The sequence below is a fragment of the Treponema putidum genome (assembly GCF_000755145.1).
GTDB classification, from domain to species: domain Bacteria; phylum Spirochaetota; class Spirochaetia; order Treponematales; family Treponemataceae; genus Treponema_B; species Treponema_B putidum.
Genome location: NZ_CP009228.1, coordinates 1,701,629 through 1,716,392, shown reverse-complemented (window position 1 = coordinate 1,716,392; position 14,764 = coordinate 1,701,629). Strand labels below are relative to the sequence as shown.

General features: G+C 39.4%; 13 protein-coding genes. 11 read left to right on the top strand and 2 right to left on the bottom strand.

The annotated features are described in order from the left end of the window. Positions 1-123: 123 nt before the first annotated feature. Complete coding sequence (locus tag JO40_RS07745) at positions 124-1,014, top strand: RpnC/YadD family protein (RefSeq protein ID WP_044978836.1); 891 nt, start codon at positions 124-126, stop codon at positions 1,012-1,014. 232 nt (positions 1,015-1,246) lie between these two features. Beyond that, the gene (locus JO40_RS07740) at positions 1,247-1,843 is read left to right on the top strand and encodes a CAP domain-containing protein (protein WP_420832873.1); all 597 of its coding nucleotides are present in this window, start codon (positions 1,247-1,249) and stop codon (positions 1,841-1,843) included. 3 nt (positions 1,844-1,846) lie between these two features. Here JO40_RS07740 and fabZ read toward each other — a convergent pair whose 3' ends face one another. Then, positions 1,847-2,278, bottom strand: a complete 432-nt coding sequence (gene fabZ, locus JO40_RS07735) for a 3-hydroxyacyl-ACP dehydratase FabZ (RefSeq protein WP_044978834.1) — start codon at positions 2,276-2,278, stop codon at positions 1,847-1,849. Between the two features lie 26 nt (positions 2,279-2,304). Next, a complete protein-coding gene (locus JO40_RS15065) occupies positions 2,305-2,433 on the bottom strand; it encodes a hypothetical protein (protein WP_255806636.1) in 129 nt (42 codons plus the stop codon). Between the two features lie 465 nt (positions 2,434-2,898). Between JO40_RS15065 and JO40_RS07730 the strand changes: the two genes are divergently transcribed. The 9 genes from JO40_RS07730 to JO40_RS07685 all read left to right on the top strand — a co-directional run bounded on the left by JO40_RS07730 (position 2,899) and on the right by JO40_RS07685 (position 14,644). Then, positions 2,899-3,591, top strand: a complete 693-nt coding sequence (locus JO40_RS07730) for a hypothetical protein (RefSeq protein WP_044978833.1) — start codon at positions 2,899-2,901, stop codon at positions 3,589-3,591. 17 nt (positions 3,592-3,608) lie between these two features. Then, complete coding sequence (locus tag JO40_RS12880) at positions 3,609-4,880, top strand: Ig-like domain-containing protein (protein ID WP_049992353.1); 1,272 nt, start codon at positions 3,609-3,611, stop codon at positions 4,878-4,880. Between the two features lie 164 nt (positions 4,881-5,044). Further along, the gene (locus tag JO40_RS07715; RefSeq protein WP_044978832.1) at positions 5,045-6,667 is read left to right on the top strand and encodes an ATP-binding protein; all 1,623 of its coding nucleotides are present in this window, start codon (positions 5,045-5,047) and stop codon (positions 6,665-6,667) included. 142 nt (positions 6,668-6,809) lie between these two features. Beyond that, positions 6,810-7,391, top strand: a complete 582-nt coding sequence (locus JO40_RS07710) for an MptD family putative ECF transporter S component (RefSeq protein ID WP_044978831.1) — start codon at positions 6,810-6,812, stop codon at positions 7,389-7,391. 30 nt (positions 7,392-7,421) lie between these two features. Further along, a complete protein-coding gene (locus JO40_RS07705; RefSeq protein WP_044978830.1) occupies positions 7,422-8,126 on the top strand; it encodes an energy-coupling factor transporter transmembrane component T in 705 nt (234 codons plus the stop codon). Further along, positions 8,126-9,742: an ABC transporter ATP-binding protein gene (locus JO40_RS07700; RefSeq protein ID WP_044978829.1), complete on the top strand. Its 1,617-nt coding sequence runs from the start codon at positions 8,126-8,128 to the stop codon at positions 9,740-9,742. The genes JO40_RS07705 and JO40_RS07700 overlap by 1 nt, the downstream gene beginning before the upstream one ends. Positions 9,743-9,937: 195 nt before the next feature. After that, the gene (locus JO40_RS07695; protein ID WP_044978828.1) at positions 9,938-11,677 is read left to right on the top strand and encodes an ABC transporter ATP-binding protein; all 1,740 of its coding nucleotides are present in this window, start codon (positions 9,938-9,940) and stop codon (positions 11,675-11,677) included. Between the two features lie 225 nt (positions 11,678-11,902). Then, the gene (locus tag JO40_RS07690) at positions 11,903-13,765 is read left to right on the top strand and encodes an ABC transporter ATP-binding protein (RefSeq protein ID WP_044978827.1); all 1,863 of its coding nucleotides are present in this window, start codon (positions 11,903-11,905) and stop codon (positions 13,763-13,765) included. 225 nt (positions 13,766-13,990) lie between these two features. Beyond that, positions 13,991-14,644 carry a TetR/AcrR family transcriptional regulator gene (locus tag JO40_RS07685; protein ID WP_044978826.1) on the top strand — a complete coding sequence of 218 codons (654 nt, stop codon included), beginning with the start codon at positions 13,991-13,993 and terminating at the stop codon, positions 14,642-14,644. Positions 14,645-14,764: the final 120 nt, after the last annotated feature.

Here is a 14,764-nt window from a genome sequence, read left to right as displayed (position 1 = left end):
ATTATCAAGTAATATTGATATCTTTTGGGGAAAGGTTTTTAATTACACATTACCAATTAAAAAAGATACTCCCTTACAAAATTGCTGTAAGTGTGCTATAATACAATAAGTGAGGAAACTTCTATGAGTACTTTAAACAGAAAATATAAAGACTCGGTTTTTGTCGACCTATTCAGTGAAGACGAAAAGGCAAAAGAAAACTTTTTATCACTTTACAACGCATTACACGGCACAAATTTGCCGCTTTCATGCCCTGTAGAAAACATAAGGCTTGATAATGTCATGTACATGAACATTGTCAATGATGTTTCATGCCTTGTAGACGGTAAAATCATTGTATTGGCTGAACACCAATGTACAATAAATGAAAATATGCCTCTACGCTTTTTAGAATATATAGCAAGACTATATGAAAAACTACAAGCACCAACCGACAGGTATTTAAGAAAACTGTCAAAAATACCTACACCTGAGTTTTACGTTTTTTATAATGGATTAGACGATTACCCTGAAACTACGGTTCTAAAACTATCCGATGCTTTTATTACAAAGTCTGAACAGATACCGTTAGAGCTTGAGGTAAAGGTATATAACATAAACAAGAGTAAGAGAACGGAAGTATTGAGCCGTTGTAAAACCTTAGATGAATATAGTTTGTTTGTTGAAGAGGTGAGAACCCAAACTCAACTCGACAGCGAAAACGGTTTTACCAATGCGGTAAAAATATGTATAGAAAAAGGAATATTAAGAGAATATTTACAGCGAAAATCACGGGAGGTAATCAATATGTTAGTGGCAGAATATGACTATGATACGGACATTGCAGTACAGAGAGCTGAAGAGCGTGAAATCGCCTTTGCTGAAGGCATTGAGCAAGGAATTGAACAAGGGTTTTCCGATGGAGCTTACCAAACAAAACTTGAAACGGCAAAGCTTATGCGTATGCATAATTACCCCATTGCCGAAATTTGTACAATGACCGGTCTTCCCAAAGAAGAAATAGAGGCTTTATAAAATCAATATGATATGTCAATAACAATCCTATTGACTTTTTATGGGAGGTGTAATAAGCAGTTTGGCACAAATGTTGCCTCGCTGTTTATCTTATGGGAGGAATTATATGAAAAATAAGTTATTTGCCCTCTGGGTGCTTTCTGTTTTTATTTTTTTAAGTTCATGCGAGAGCCTTTCTTCTCCGGCACAGGCGAATGTTGCTTCAAATGACAATACAGTGAATAGCAATGCAATGCATGACAATGCACCGCATGATAATGCAACACAGAGCTCTATTGTAAAAGATATTCTCGCTGAACTTAACAGGGTAAGGCGCAATCCTAAAAAATATGCCGAAGAAGAAATTAAACCTCGGCTAAAATACTTTGACGGAAAACTTTATAAAGCTCCGGGGCAAATTCCTATATTAACAAATGAGGGAGCATCAGCAGTAAAAGAATGTATGGATGCTCTGATGAAGACAAAACCAATGGAGCTTTTAGAACTTGAAAAAGGCCTGTGTTATTCCGCCCAATGGCTTGCCGATGATCAAGCTGAAACAGGGCAAGCAGGACATTACGGCAGTGACGGTTCATCTCCATTTGACCGAATGAACCGTTACGGAAAAGTGCTTATAACTGCCGGCGAAAACTGCGCATACGGTCCTAAGACAGGGAGAGAAATTGTAGCACAGCTTTTAATCGATGACGGAGTTGCGGATCGCGGACACCGCATAAATATCCTCAAAAAAGAATTTAAAAAGGCGGGTATCGGTTATAACGATAAGGGTAAAGCCCCCTACGGTGCCGTAAGCGTTATGGACTTTGCAGGGGACTATGTTTCAAAATAGGTTTTAAACCCCTTTACCGACGAGGCACATCCATTCGGCTTCGGCGGCAAGGGTATCGCCTACATAGGCCTTTCCTGCCTGCTTAATCATGCGCGGAGATACACGCAAGTTTGTAACTTCCATCCTGACCTTATCGCCGGGCTTAACCTGCGATCGGAACTTAACCTTATCGACTGTAGCCAAAAAGAATAAAGACCCCTCTTCCAAAATCTTTTGAAAACTCAAGGCAGCTCCTCCGGCCTGAGCCATTGTTTCGACAAGGATGACTCCCGGCACAACAGGGTATTCGGGGAAGTGTCCCTTAAAAAAGAATTCGTCTTGGGTAAAGACGTGTTCACTCACACTCCCGTTTTCGTCGGCACTGATAATCTCGTCCACAAACAAAAAAGGTTTTCTGTGAGGAATCAGGCTTTCAATATCTTTTGTAATGCTCATATACTTCTCCATTATTTTTTATATTCTCATACGTTTAGAAAGGTTTTACACGTTTTTTCATCCTGCATAATCTTACAAAATCTTACAAAATCTTGCGTAATTTTACAGAACATAAAGTCGTCTGCAATGGTCAACTCATCAAAACTTTTGAGCACCTTTTAGCCTCTCAACACCTCGATTATACCATAAAACGGCTTATTTTTCAATCGTCAAGTATTTTATGTCAAGTATGTTAATTCGTTATAAGGAGCTTCGGTAAAACAACAGGAAGCCGGCCGGCCATTCCGACACCATTCCGGCAAGCTATTGACATCTTTTATTTTTTAGGCTAAAGTAAAATTATGAATAAAAAAGCTGTTTTTGACGGACAATTTACTCTTTTTAATATTCCATACTTGTATGACGGGAACGGAATAAAAATGTCAACTATAGCTTACCCACCCCCCATTTTCTCTATTAGCTATAATATCTCTAACAGATAGTTTTTTTAAAAATTCTTTTTCGTATATCGGCATCATCTCAAATCCAAACCGTATGGTCAATTTATTCCGGCTGTACGGTTTTTTTTATACATTAAGCATTTTTTTGTATGTATTAAGCATTTACGGAGGAGGTTTAATATGAAATTAAACACAGATTACGACGAAAAGTCAAATGAAAAGCCATTTGAACACTTTTCTAAGGACTTATTTGAAGAATTGCAAAAACATCCTTTCGGCAGTATGCCTAAAAGGGACTTGGACTGTTTGCTCTTTTTTCTTTTTGAAAAGCACGGCCTTTTAGAAGGAAAAAACAACAGAGAAAAGGCTCAAAATCTTCAAATAAACGAAACAAGGTTAAAATCCTACATTCTTGATGCAAATGCAAAGTACGGTAAGGATGAAAAGGCGGAAAATCTTGCTAAATTATTGAAGAAGATGGGAGACGAAACTAAGGTCGCAATTGACGGCGATTATTTGGTATTCCTTGAAGAAGACCCTGTTATAAAAGCCGGCTTTGTTCAAAGTTTAAAAGATGAAGGCTTTTACACCGATTCAAGTTTTAATAATGAGCTTATAAAGGTAAAACTTTCAAGTTTTTTGTGCTTTGCCAAAAATAAGGGGTTTTTAAATAAAAAAGAACTTCTTGACATTGTAAAAAGCGATGAAAAAAGCACAAAAATGATCAGGCAATTTATTGACGAGAATAAGAGCGTAAAAGAAATGGGTTTAGATGTATTAAAAATCATACAAGCACAAAACGGCTTCGGCATAAGTACATTTATAAGCCTTTTTGAATACGGAAAAAACATCGTCAAGAATAAAATACATTAAAGGAGATAGGAGTTGATATGAAAATAACGAACTATGCAAAAAGAATTTTACCGGGAGCGGCACTCTTTATGCTGTTTATCGGTTTGTTTACAGGCTGCCCGCAAAAAGTTGAGGACAAAAAAGTTTCGGTAGAGGGCGTAACGCTCGATAAAACGGAACTTAACCTCGGGGTAGGCGAAAGCACTAAGCTGACTGCAACAATCAACCCTGCAAATGCAAGCAACAAAACAATAACCTGGGATTCGGACAAGCCTGATATTGCGGAAGTAGACCAAGACGGAACTGTAAGGGGTAAGGCCGAAGGCAAGGCCGTAATTAGGGCAACTACGCAAGACGGCAACAAGACGGCAAGCTGCACAATACAGGTAAAGTTTATACCCGTAGAGAGTATAACACTCAATACAACGGCACTGGAACTTCTGTCGGGAAAAAGCTCTAAACTGACTGCAACAATCAACCCTGCAAATGCAAGCAACAAAACTATAATGTGGGCTTCGGACAAGCCTGCAATTGCGGAAGTAGACCAAAACGGAAATGTAACGGGTAAGGCCGGAGGTACCGCCGTAATTAGGGCAACTACGAAAGACGGTAACAAGACTGCAACCTGCAACATAAAGGTAGAAAAAGGAGCAATCCTTTATCTTAGCCCCGATAAAAAAGAAATTACTATTTACGCCAAAACCCTAAACAGTGGTGATATAACTGTGGCAGGATGTGAAGAAAACGAACCACTTAGTTCCGGAGTTCAAACCACCCTAACCGCAACCGGCGACAGGGTTATCTTAAAAGGGGATATCACAGAACTGTACTGCACGGATAATAAGCTTACAGAGCTGAATGCGCAGGGGTTAAATAACTTAAAAATGCTGGTCTGCAACAACAATCAGCTTACAAAGCTGCATGTGCAGGGATTAAATAACTTAACATATCTGAATTGCGCCATGAATCAGCTTAAAGAGCTGAATGTGCAGGGGTTAAATAACTTAAAAACTCTGCGCTGCTACAACAATCAGCTTACAAAGCTGAATGTGCAGGTTTTAACTAACTTAAAAGAGCTGTGGTGCTACAACAATCAGCTTGATAAAGCTGCTTTTACACAACTCTTTAACGATTTACCTAAGAAGAAGACCAACGAGGATGCACAGTGCGTTCTTTATGCCGACATAAACGGCATTACCGAGGGTAACTATACGGACTTTACCCCGGACGAACTGCAAGTAATCAAAAACAAAAAATGGAAGCCATTGAAACAAATCGGCCACCAATTTTATGAAACCGCAGCTATTTAATAATTTGTAACAGGTTATAACGGATAATTCACCGGTTGGTTAAATCGGTAATTATCCGTTATTCTTATTCCCTTATAAAAATTTAAAAAATATGATATAATAAATCAATGAGCAACGGTTAATTATACATTAAAAATTGCCGAATAATTTTAAGGGGATAGAAAATGACCGGTATTAGAAGACTGCCTATAGGCGTTCAAAGTTTTAAAGTTATGCGTAATGACGGCTTTGTTTATGTAGATAAAACCGAATATGTGTTAAAACTTGCAGCTGAAAGCCGTGTATTTTTTTTAAGCCGCCCGCGAAGGTTCGGAAAAAGCCTTTTTCTTTCTACCTTAAAGGCTTATTTTTCGGGTAAAAAAGACCTTTTTAAAGGACTTTATATCGAAGACGAGGAAGAAAAGAGGGCCGAAAGGGAAAAAACCGAAGCGTGGGTTGAACATCCCGTTCTATACTTGGATTTTAATGCTTCAAAATATGAGACAAGAGAAGATTTGGAAGCTCTTTTAAACAATAGGCTTTGTATTTGGGAAGAAACCTATGGGGAAAGGTCATCCGAGACTACTTTTCCTGAGCGTTTTATGGGAATTATAAGAAGAGCTTACGAAAAAACCGGTAAACAGGCGGTTATCCTAGTGGACGAATACGATAAGCCCCTCCTTGAAACTATGATTATAAATGAGTCCCTAAATGAAGAATACCGCCGTATATTAAAGGGCTTTTACGGAGTCATTAAATCCTGCGATGAATATATCCGTTTTGCCTTTTTAACGGGGGTAACTAAATTCAGCAAGGTGAGCATCTTCAGCGATTTAAATAATTTGCGGGACATATCTCTGGAAAAAGATTATTCATGTATTTGCGGTATTACTGAAAACGAATTGATACAATCCTTTAAACCCGAAATTGAAGAGTTGGCGGTCAACCGTAACCTAAGTTATGAGGAAACTCTTGCTCTTCTAAAAAAGCGTTATGACGGATATTTTTTTCATCATGAAGGAGAGAGCGTATACAATCCCTTTAGTTTGCTTAATGCCCTTATAAAAAAAGAAACGGGCTCTTACTGGTTTGCAACAGGAACCCCCACCTTTTTGGTTAGAACCTTACAAAAGCAAAAAGATATTTCTATCCGCGATATTTTAGAAAATGCCGAAATGGGCGAAAATGCCTTACAGGATTACCGTCCCGATATGAATAACCCGATACCGATTCTGTTCCAATCGGGCTATTTAACCATAAAAGATTATGACGAGAGACTGGGCTTGTACAAACTCGGCTTTCCGAATGATGAAGTAAAATACGGTTTTTTAGATAATCTTGTGCCGGCCTATACTTCAATCCCAAAGGATTCAAGCGGTTTATTTATAGGCAATTTTGTCAGAGACATTGAAAAGGGAGATACCGAATCTTTTATGAAAAGGATGTACACAGCCTGTGCAGGCCTTCCTTACAGTTTAGCTTCAAAAGAAAATGTGCAGATGAGGGAAAGGGATTATCAGATAGCCTTTTATATAATCTCTAGTCTGATGGGACAATTTGTTCAAACGGAGGTAGTAAGCTCAAAAGGAAGGGCTGACTGTGTGGTTCACACGGATGATACGGTTTATGTCTTCGAGTTTAAACTGATGAATTCGGGCACACCTAAAGAAGCTATCCGGCAGATAAGAGAAAAAGGCTATGCTGAACCATATAAGGCGGGCGGAAAAAAGATAGTCCTAATAGGAGCGATGTTTGCCGACGGTATCGATGAAGAAACTGCCGGCACTTGGGAAGCGGAAACCTTATAACCGGCCGGCCGGCCGATCAAAAAAAAGTTACTGATAGTTGACTAAATCCTTATTTTTTGTATAATGTTAGCCGTTGATGACAGTACCGGCGCTTTAATAGGCGGCTGTCCTTATTTTTGTCAATCTCATAAGGAGTCTATTTATGAACAACAAGTTGGCTTTAAAGGATCTAATCAATATAGGTATTTTTACCGTTATTTATTTTGTAGGACTTTTTGTAATAGGCATGCCATTAGGTCTTGCGATTATAACCTATTTAGCATTCCCCTTTACCGTAAGTTTAGTTTTAGGAATTGCGGTAATGTTTTTACTTGCAAAGGTGCAAAAACCCTTCGCCCTTTTTATCTTTGCAGCAATTCCCGGATGTCTTATGACCCTCACTGGACACACGCCGGTAGTTGCAATCCACTCACTTATTGTTGCAGCCCTTGCAGAAATCGTACGCAAAATATTCGGTTATAATACGGCAAAGGGAAGCATCGCAGGATATTCGATCATGTCGCTGTGGCTTTGCGGAGCGTTTTGGCAAATCTTTATTTTAAAAGATCAATATTTTGCTCTCACCGAAAAAATGATGGGAACCGAATATGCAATAGGATTAACAAGTCTCCCATGGTGGATTATGCCGATACTCTATATTACGGCATTTTTAGGCGGACTACTCGGCGGGCTTTTGGGTAAAAAAGTTTTAAAGAAACACTTTGAAAAAGCAGGCCTTCTGTAATTAAAAGCAGACCTTCTTTAAAAAAATTGAATGAAAAAAAAAGCAATCTTGGTTCTTGATCCGCGGACAAAAATATTTTTAGTTCTGGCAATGGGAGCATCTATCATAATTCTTGTTCCCATATATGTAGAAATTTTAAGTGCCGCTCTTTTAGCCTTTTTATTTGTGATGAACAGGCAAGTTAAATCGGCAATAAAATTGATGGCGGTCTTTTTATTTCTTGCCGGCCTCACCTATCTGCCTCAAGATATTCCCGGCGTTACAAGTATTGTAATGCCTGTAGGTTTTATTGTCCGCAGATTTATGATGCCCATTGTTGCCGGAAACTATTTAATTTCTTCAACGCCTGTCGGTCTTTTGATGAACGCTCTTGAAAAATTAAAACTGCCTTTTTCACTTGTGATAACTATTGCAGTTATGTTCAGATTTTTTCCGACCCTTAAAGAAGAATACGGCAATATTAAAAATGCAATGAAGATGAGGGGAATAGGACTTAATGCAGTAAATGTAATCAGTAAACCTATTTTAACACTTGAATATGTGATGGTTCCGCTTCTTTCGTCCGCTTCAAGAATCGGAGACGAACTTGCTGCGGCAGGACACACCAAGGGCATAGACGCTCCGTCAAAAAAAGTACGCTATAAAACTTCACGCTTTACGGCTGCCGACGCTTTTATTTTTCTTTATATAATAGCGGTCTTTATCGCTGCAGGAATAACGAGGATACATGCATAATGGAAACGGCAGTCAATCTTCAAAACCTCTGTTTTAATTATCAAGCCTCTGAAAATATGGATCAGACAGACACAAAAAAATTATCCGCACTAAACGATATTTCCATTTCGGTAAAAAAAGGAGAATGTATTTTACTTACAGGAATTTCCGGATGCGGAAAAACAAGCGTGCTGCGTACAATAAACGGCCTGATTCCAAACTATTATGAAGGAAAACTTTTAGGTTCAATTGAAGTTTTAGGAGAATCGATAAAAGAAAAACCTATTTACGATATTTCAAAAAAAGTTTCTACGGTTTTCCAAAACCCCAAATCCCAGTTTTTTAATCTGGATACTACTTCGGAAATTCTTTTCTTTCTTGAAAATATGGGAACGCCTTTTGAAAAAATGCATCAAAGGCTCAACTTTATTTCGGAATTTTTAAATATTAAACATCTGCTTGACCGGAATATTTTTAATCTCTCAGGCGGAGAAAAACAGATGATTGCTATAGCTTCAGCTCTTGCTGCCGATACGGATATCATTGTTATGGATGAGCCTACTTCCAATTTGGACTTATATTATATAGAAAAAATAGCTGAGGTTATTAGTCTTTTAAAAAAGTCGGGTAAAACTTTAATCATAAGTGAACACCGCCTGTATTTTTTAAATGGCCTTATAGATCGGGCTTTTTTAATAAAAGAAGGCAAGCTTGAAAAAGAATTTTCTCAACAAGAATTCCTTGCTCTTTCGGAACAAAATAGAAAAGAACTCTTGCTTCGTCCCATAACAATGAACAAAAATGTTTTTAACCGTTTGGAAGATTCGGATTATATGCAGGAGCAAAGCTCGGAAACTATCCGTAAAAATAAAGAAGATAAAAATACGGAAGACACAAAATCGGCACATCTGACTGTAGAAAATTTATTCTATCGCTTTAAAAAAGAAAAAGACGATTTTCTCCGTGTGCAAAATTTAAAAATGGAATTCGGCAAGGTTATCGCTCTTACCGGCAAAAACGGTCAAGGCAAAAGCACCTTTGCTCAATGTCTTACCGGCTTACTCAAAGCAAAAAAAGATTTCATTTTATTAAACGAAAAAAAGATTAATGCCAAACAACGGCTTGAGCTTTCGTACATGGTATTGCAGGATGTAGGCTATCAGCTTTTTACCGAAAGCGTTGAAGATGAAATAGCTCTCGGAAAAAATAAAAAGATTAAACCGAAACAAAACACTAAAGCTGAAAATAAGGAAGAAAAGGCTCCCGATGTTGAAGCTATTTTAAAGGCAATGAATTTAACGGAGCTAAAAGATAAGCACCCATTAAGTTTATCGGGAGGGCAAAAACAGCGTGTTTCAATAGGAGCTGCTATCAGTTCAGGTGCGCGTATTATCATCATGGATGAGCCGACCTCAGGAATGGATTACTTTCACATGAAAGAAACGGCCAAGCTGATTAATTCGATACGATCTAACCGAACTCTTATTTTAATTATCAGTCATGACTTTGAATTTTTAAGTCTGGTTACCGACGAAATAATTTTAATGGAAAAAGGAGCTGTGATTTCTCATTCGGAATTTACAAAAGAAAAAGCAGAAGAGGTCTTTAATTATTTGAAAGATGGAGTACTTAATTAAATGAAATATAAATTAAATAACAGGAGATTCGTTGAAGCTACAGGTGCAAATGGCACCTGTAGCTTCAACTTGAGTTTTGTGCTTGTGCGCAAAACTCAAGTTATAGTATGCCGTTTCTCATTAACATTGAGAAACGGCGGTGTTTAACGCCCTCAAAAATTGATATTTTTTCGGTTGTCAAACAAAGGAGAAATTATGTTAAAGAATTATTTTGCGCTGTCAGACAAGGGAGCGCGGGATCTAAACAAGGCAGTAGCTGTTACTACCTTCGGGAATTTGTTTTTGATTGTTCCGTTGGGACTTTCATTTTATGCACTGCAGGAACTTTTAAAGCCCATTCAAGGCGATTCCCTTGCAGCTTTTAATCCGTGGATTTATCTAGGGATTTGTGTACTGATCATTATTGTGCTTTTTTTAATTGAAAAACTCAAGTACCGCAAAACCTATACAACCTGTTACGACGAATCGGCTAATGTGCGTATTTCCCTTGCAGAAAGTATCAGGAAGCTGCCCCTCTCGTATTTCGGAAAAAAAGACTTATCGGATTTGACGGCAACGCTTTTAAACGATGTTGCTACAATGGAACATGCATTAAGCCACACGGCATCCGAGTTATTCGGAGCGGCAATTTCAATTATTGTATCGGCGGCAATGCTTGCTCTTTTTGATTGGCGAATGACGATTGCTCTTTTCAGCTGTTCCGTTTTCGGATTTTTGCTTGTATACTCATCACGCAAACAAGCCCGCCGTTATGCAGTTAGAATTAACACAGTACTGCTCGGCGTTTACAATTCCATTCAGCAAATGCTCGACAATATCAAGGTGCTTAAATCCTCCGACAAAAAAGAAAGCTATGTACAAAAGGTAAAAGACGATATTGCACACAGCACAAAGGAAGCTGTTAAGGCCGAATTATTTGTCGGATCGACTATGATAGGTTCCATCATAATTATCCGCTTCGGATTTCCGTTGGTTATTGCAGTCGGGGCAGTTTTGTATGCACAGGGAAGTCTCCCGCTTTTTACCTACCTTGTCTTTTTGCTGATTGCCGGAAGAATTTTTGAACCCCTTACCGCCGTTTTTATGCTGCTCGGCGAGTTTTTCCACGCACGCACGGCAGTCGAACGCCAAATGGAAATCATAAACTACCCCAAGCAGAAAGGAAGCGAAACTTTTAACCCCAAGGGCTACGATATTCAATATGACAATGTTTCGTTTTCATACAATGATAATGCAAGCCGCGATACGGTAAGCAATATCAGCTTTACTGCCAAGCAGGGAGAAATCACTGCCCTCGTCGGACATTCAGGCTGCGGCAAGTCAACAATTGCCCGTCTTGCAGCCCGCTTTTGGGATGCCGCTTCCGGCACGGTGAGTGTGGGCGGCACGGATGTTTCTACCGTAGACCCTGAAACCCTTTTGACTGCTTTTTCAATCGTCTTTCAAGATGTAGTGCTTTTTAATGACACAGTCTACAACAATATCCTTGTCGGGAATAAAGACGCTGCAAGAGAGCAGGTTCTTGCCGCCGCAAAGGCTGCAAGGTGCACCGACTTTATCGAAAAACTGCCGCAAGGTTATGACACGGTAATCGGCGAAAACGGTTACACGCTTTCAGGCGGAGAAAGACAGAGGCTTTCTATAGCCCGTGCTCTTTTAAAAGATGCACCTATAATCCTCCTCGATGAAGCGACGGCAGCCCTCGACCCCGAAAACGAAACCTTAATTCAAGAAGCATTGAGCAAGCTCGTTAAAAACAAGACAGTTATAGTCATCGCTCACCGTTTAAGAACAATCGAGAATGCCGATAAAATCGTTGTTCTCAAAGACGGAGCGATAGAAGAAATAGGTACACATGAAGAGTTGATAAAAGGAAAGTCATCGTATCCAATGATGTACAAACTACAAAAGGAAAGCGAGTCATGGTCGGCCTAACTCGCAAATATGCGGGCATCTGCGTTGTCGCTACGCAAAAATAAATGCTCAACGTACAAAAAGTACGTCTCCGCTTTATTTTTGCTAGGCTCCTAGCATCTGCTCCGCCTATTTGCGAGCTAGGAGAAGCCTCTTGTCAGAACCGCCAAGGAGGGCGGTGGATAATTCAATTCCAATTACGAATTATCCGTTACAAGTTACAAATTATTTTAAAGGAGTAATACTATGAAGACAAATGAAGAAAAAAAGAAGGCTAAAAAGGAAAAGCAGGCGGGGGTTGTAAGCCGCATTCTCTCTTATGCGGGGAAGCATAAACCCTTTATCTATGTGTCGCTTTTTTTATCGAGCTTGAGTACGGTTGCACTGCTTATTCCGTATGCAGTTGTATTTTATGTTATGCGCGATATTATTTCAGCTTATATGTCGGGTGTGCCGATCGATATAAACCGGATGATTTTTTACGGAGCGGCGGCTCTTATTTCCGCTGCAGCAGGTTTCCTTTTGTACTTCGGTGCTCTTATATGTTCGCATATTACCGCATTCAATTTAATGGGGAATATGAATATGCGCTTGGCGGAAACATTTGCCCGCCTTCCGGTCGGCTGGCACACATCACATGCAAGCGGTTCTGTGCGAAAGGTATTTGAAAAAAATGTCCATTCGCTTGAAGGTCTTATTGCACACATGCTGCCCGATGTCGTACAAAATATAGTTAGTCCGATTGCCGTTTTGTTTTTACTTTTCTTTTTTGATTGGCGATTCGGCCTTATTTCATTTTTGACACTTGTTATCGCCTTTGTTCTTCAAGGTGTGATGATGGCAAAGGGCAAAAAAATGGGATTTATGGAAAGCTATGAAAACTCACTTGAAAAAATGAACAGTGCCGGTACGGAATATATCCGCGGTATTTCGGTTATTAAAACTTTTAATCAATCGGTACACCGCTTTAAGGATTTTTACAGTTCGATTATAAACTACCGCGATAATGTTTTAAAGTATACCGTTGCTTGGGAAAACGGCTTTGCAGTTTTTCTTGCTCTATTAAAAGCGGGCTTTATCTTTTTGGTTCCCGCCGCATTTATCTTTGCCGGAACGGCAGGAGATGGCGAGCCTTATGCAAAGTTTTTGTACGGCTTTATTTTTTATCTTTCTCTTTCGCCTGTTTTATTTAATATGATGATAAAAATCGTGTACGGTTCAACTTTAAATCTTCAAGGAGGAGATGCCCTCAACCGCATTGAAGCTATCTTAAATGAAAAGCCTGCCCCCGAACCGGAACATTCGGTTATGCCGAAAAAATTCGATATTGAGTTTAAGAATGTTGTATTTTCTTATAAAGAAGAAGGAACACAAGAGACTCAAACTGCCGAACAGTCTTTTAAAAAGGCCATCAGCGGCATATCGCTTAAACTTCCCGAACATTCGTTGACTGCTCTTGTCGGACCTTCTGGCGGCGGAAAAACCACCCTCGTCAATTTACTCGGACGCTTTTGGGAAGTCGATTCCGGAGAAATTACCGTCGGCGGCGTAAATATCAAAGATATCAAAACAGATGACCTCATGCACCTTATCAGCTTTGTGTTTCAGGAAAATAAACTTTTTAATGAAAGCATTTTTGAAAATATCCGCTACGGTAAAAAAGATGCAACACGCGAAGAAGTCCTTGCAGTACTGCAAAAAGCAGAGTGCATGGATATTATCGAAAAGCTGCCTGACGGAATAGACACGGTATACGGTACTAAGGGAATATACCTTTCCGGAGGAGAAGCACAGAGGCTTGCGATTGCCCGCTCCCTTTTGCATGATTCTCCGATTATTGTTCTCGATGAGGCCACCAGCTTTGCCGATGCAGAAAACGAACATAAAATCAAAAAAACATTAAGTCAATTACTTAAAGACAAAACGGTAATAATGATTGCTCATCGTCTTTCTTCAATTGTCAATGCAGATCAAATCTGCGTTATCAATGAAGGCAAAATTGAAGAGACCGGAACTCATGCAGAGCTTTTAGCAAAGACCGGCATGTACAACAGCATGTGGAACAACTTCCAATCGGGCATAAGCTGGAAACTGGCTGCGGGAGAATAATTACTAAGCTGAACTGCTGCAGCAATGAGCTTGTCTCGCTTGATGTCCGCGGTTTAACTGATTTGCAGGAACTATACTACTGGGAGAATCGGCTCACTTCATTGAACCGGCAAGGCTTATCCCATTTATGGTTCCTGCACTGCGATGATAATAGTAACCCCTGCTTGACATTTTTAGTTCTTTTTAGTAACATTGTTCTTAATTAGTAGAATAGTTATTACAAATATGAACAACTATAAAGGAAAAATATTAGCCGATAAGGATGAGCTAAACACACGGGCAAAGATTTTACGCGCTGCAAAACAGGAGTTTTTTACCAACGGCTTTGCAGATACTAACGTGCGTGCCATTGCAGAAAAGGCGGGGGTTACGACAGGGGCGCTGTATAACCTTTTTGATAATAAGGACTGCATATTCGAAGCTCTTGTAAGCGGCGTATTTGATGAGTTATTGAACACCATGGCACACAGCGATCTTCTTGAATCGCAGAACTTCGGTATGAAAACGAGCGACCTTTCCGCAATTACGGAACTATCGCAACATCGGTTCTTGCGAATGATAGATTTTTTTTACGATAATTGGGATGCGATGAAATTGATTGTCTGCTGTTCGAAGGGAAGTTCTTACGAGCATATTTTCGATAAGGCAATCGATATAACTGAAAAAGATACCTTTCAATTATTAAAACTCGACGGCGTTAAAATGTCGCGCCGTATACGGTTTTTTATTCATGTCATGGTAACATCCCATTTTGAAAATTTAAAAGAGATCTTTTATCATAATTTGAAAAAATCGGAAGCGGTGAAATATGTGCTCGACTTTAATGTATACCATTGTGCCGGCTGGAAACAATATTGGATGGAACAAGTGAAGGAATAACGGAGATGGAAAAACAAGACAAAACATATCAAGACGCGAATCCGGCGGCATTTGGTTTCTCTCGGCGTCAAATTGATCGGAGGCGTCAGAGAAGAATCTTACGGCAAACTGCTGACCTTC

Excerpts from the sequence above, each read along its gene's own strand:
- JO40_RS07700 (WP_044978829.1), top strand. The coding sequence starts at position 8,126 with ATGGAAACGGCAGTCAATCTTCAAAACCTCTGTTTTAATTATCAAGCC.
- JO40_RS12880 (WP_049992353.1), top strand. The coding sequence starts at position 3,609 with ATGAAAATAACGAACTATGCAAAAAGAATTTTACCGGGAGCGGCACTC.
- JO40_RS07695 (WP_044978828.1), top strand. The coding sequence starts at position 9,938 with ATGTTAAAGAATTATTTTGCGCTGTCAGACAAGGGAGCGCGGGATCTA.
- JO40_RS07685 (WP_044978826.1), top strand. The coding sequence starts at position 13,991 with ATGAACAACTATAAAGGAAAAATATTAGCCGATAAGGATGAGCTAAAC.
- JO40_RS07730 (WP_044978833.1), top strand. The coding sequence starts at position 2,899 with ATGAAATTAAACACAGATTACGACGAAAAGTCAAATGAAAAGCCATTT.
- JO40_RS07745 (WP_044978836.1), top strand. The coding sequence starts at position 124 with ATGAGTACTTTAAACAGAAAATATAAAGACTCGGTTTTTGTCGACCTA.
- JO40_RS07690 (WP_044978827.1), top strand. The coding sequence starts at position 11,903 with ATGAAGACAAATGAAGAAAAAAAGAAGGCTAAAAAGGAAAAGCAGGCG.
- JO40_RS07715 (WP_044978832.1), top strand. The coding sequence starts at position 5,045 with ATGACCGGTATTAGAAGACTGCCTATAGGCGTTCAAAGTTTTAAAGTT.
- JO40_RS07710 (WP_044978831.1), top strand. The coding sequence starts at position 6,810 with ATGAACAACAAGTTGGCTTTAAAGGATCTAATCAATATAGGTATTTTT.
- JO40_RS07705 (WP_044978830.1), top strand. The coding sequence starts at position 7,422 with ATGAAAAAAAAAGCAATCTTGGTTCTTGATCCGCGGACAAAAATATTT.
- fabZ (WP_044978834.1), bottom strand. The coding sequence starts at position 2,278 with ATGAGCATTACAAAAGATATTGAAAGCCTGATTCCTCACAGAAAACCT.
- JO40_RS07740 (WP_420832873.1), top strand. The coding sequence starts at position 1,247 with ATGCATGACAATGCACCGCATGATAATGCAACACAGAGCTCTATTGTA.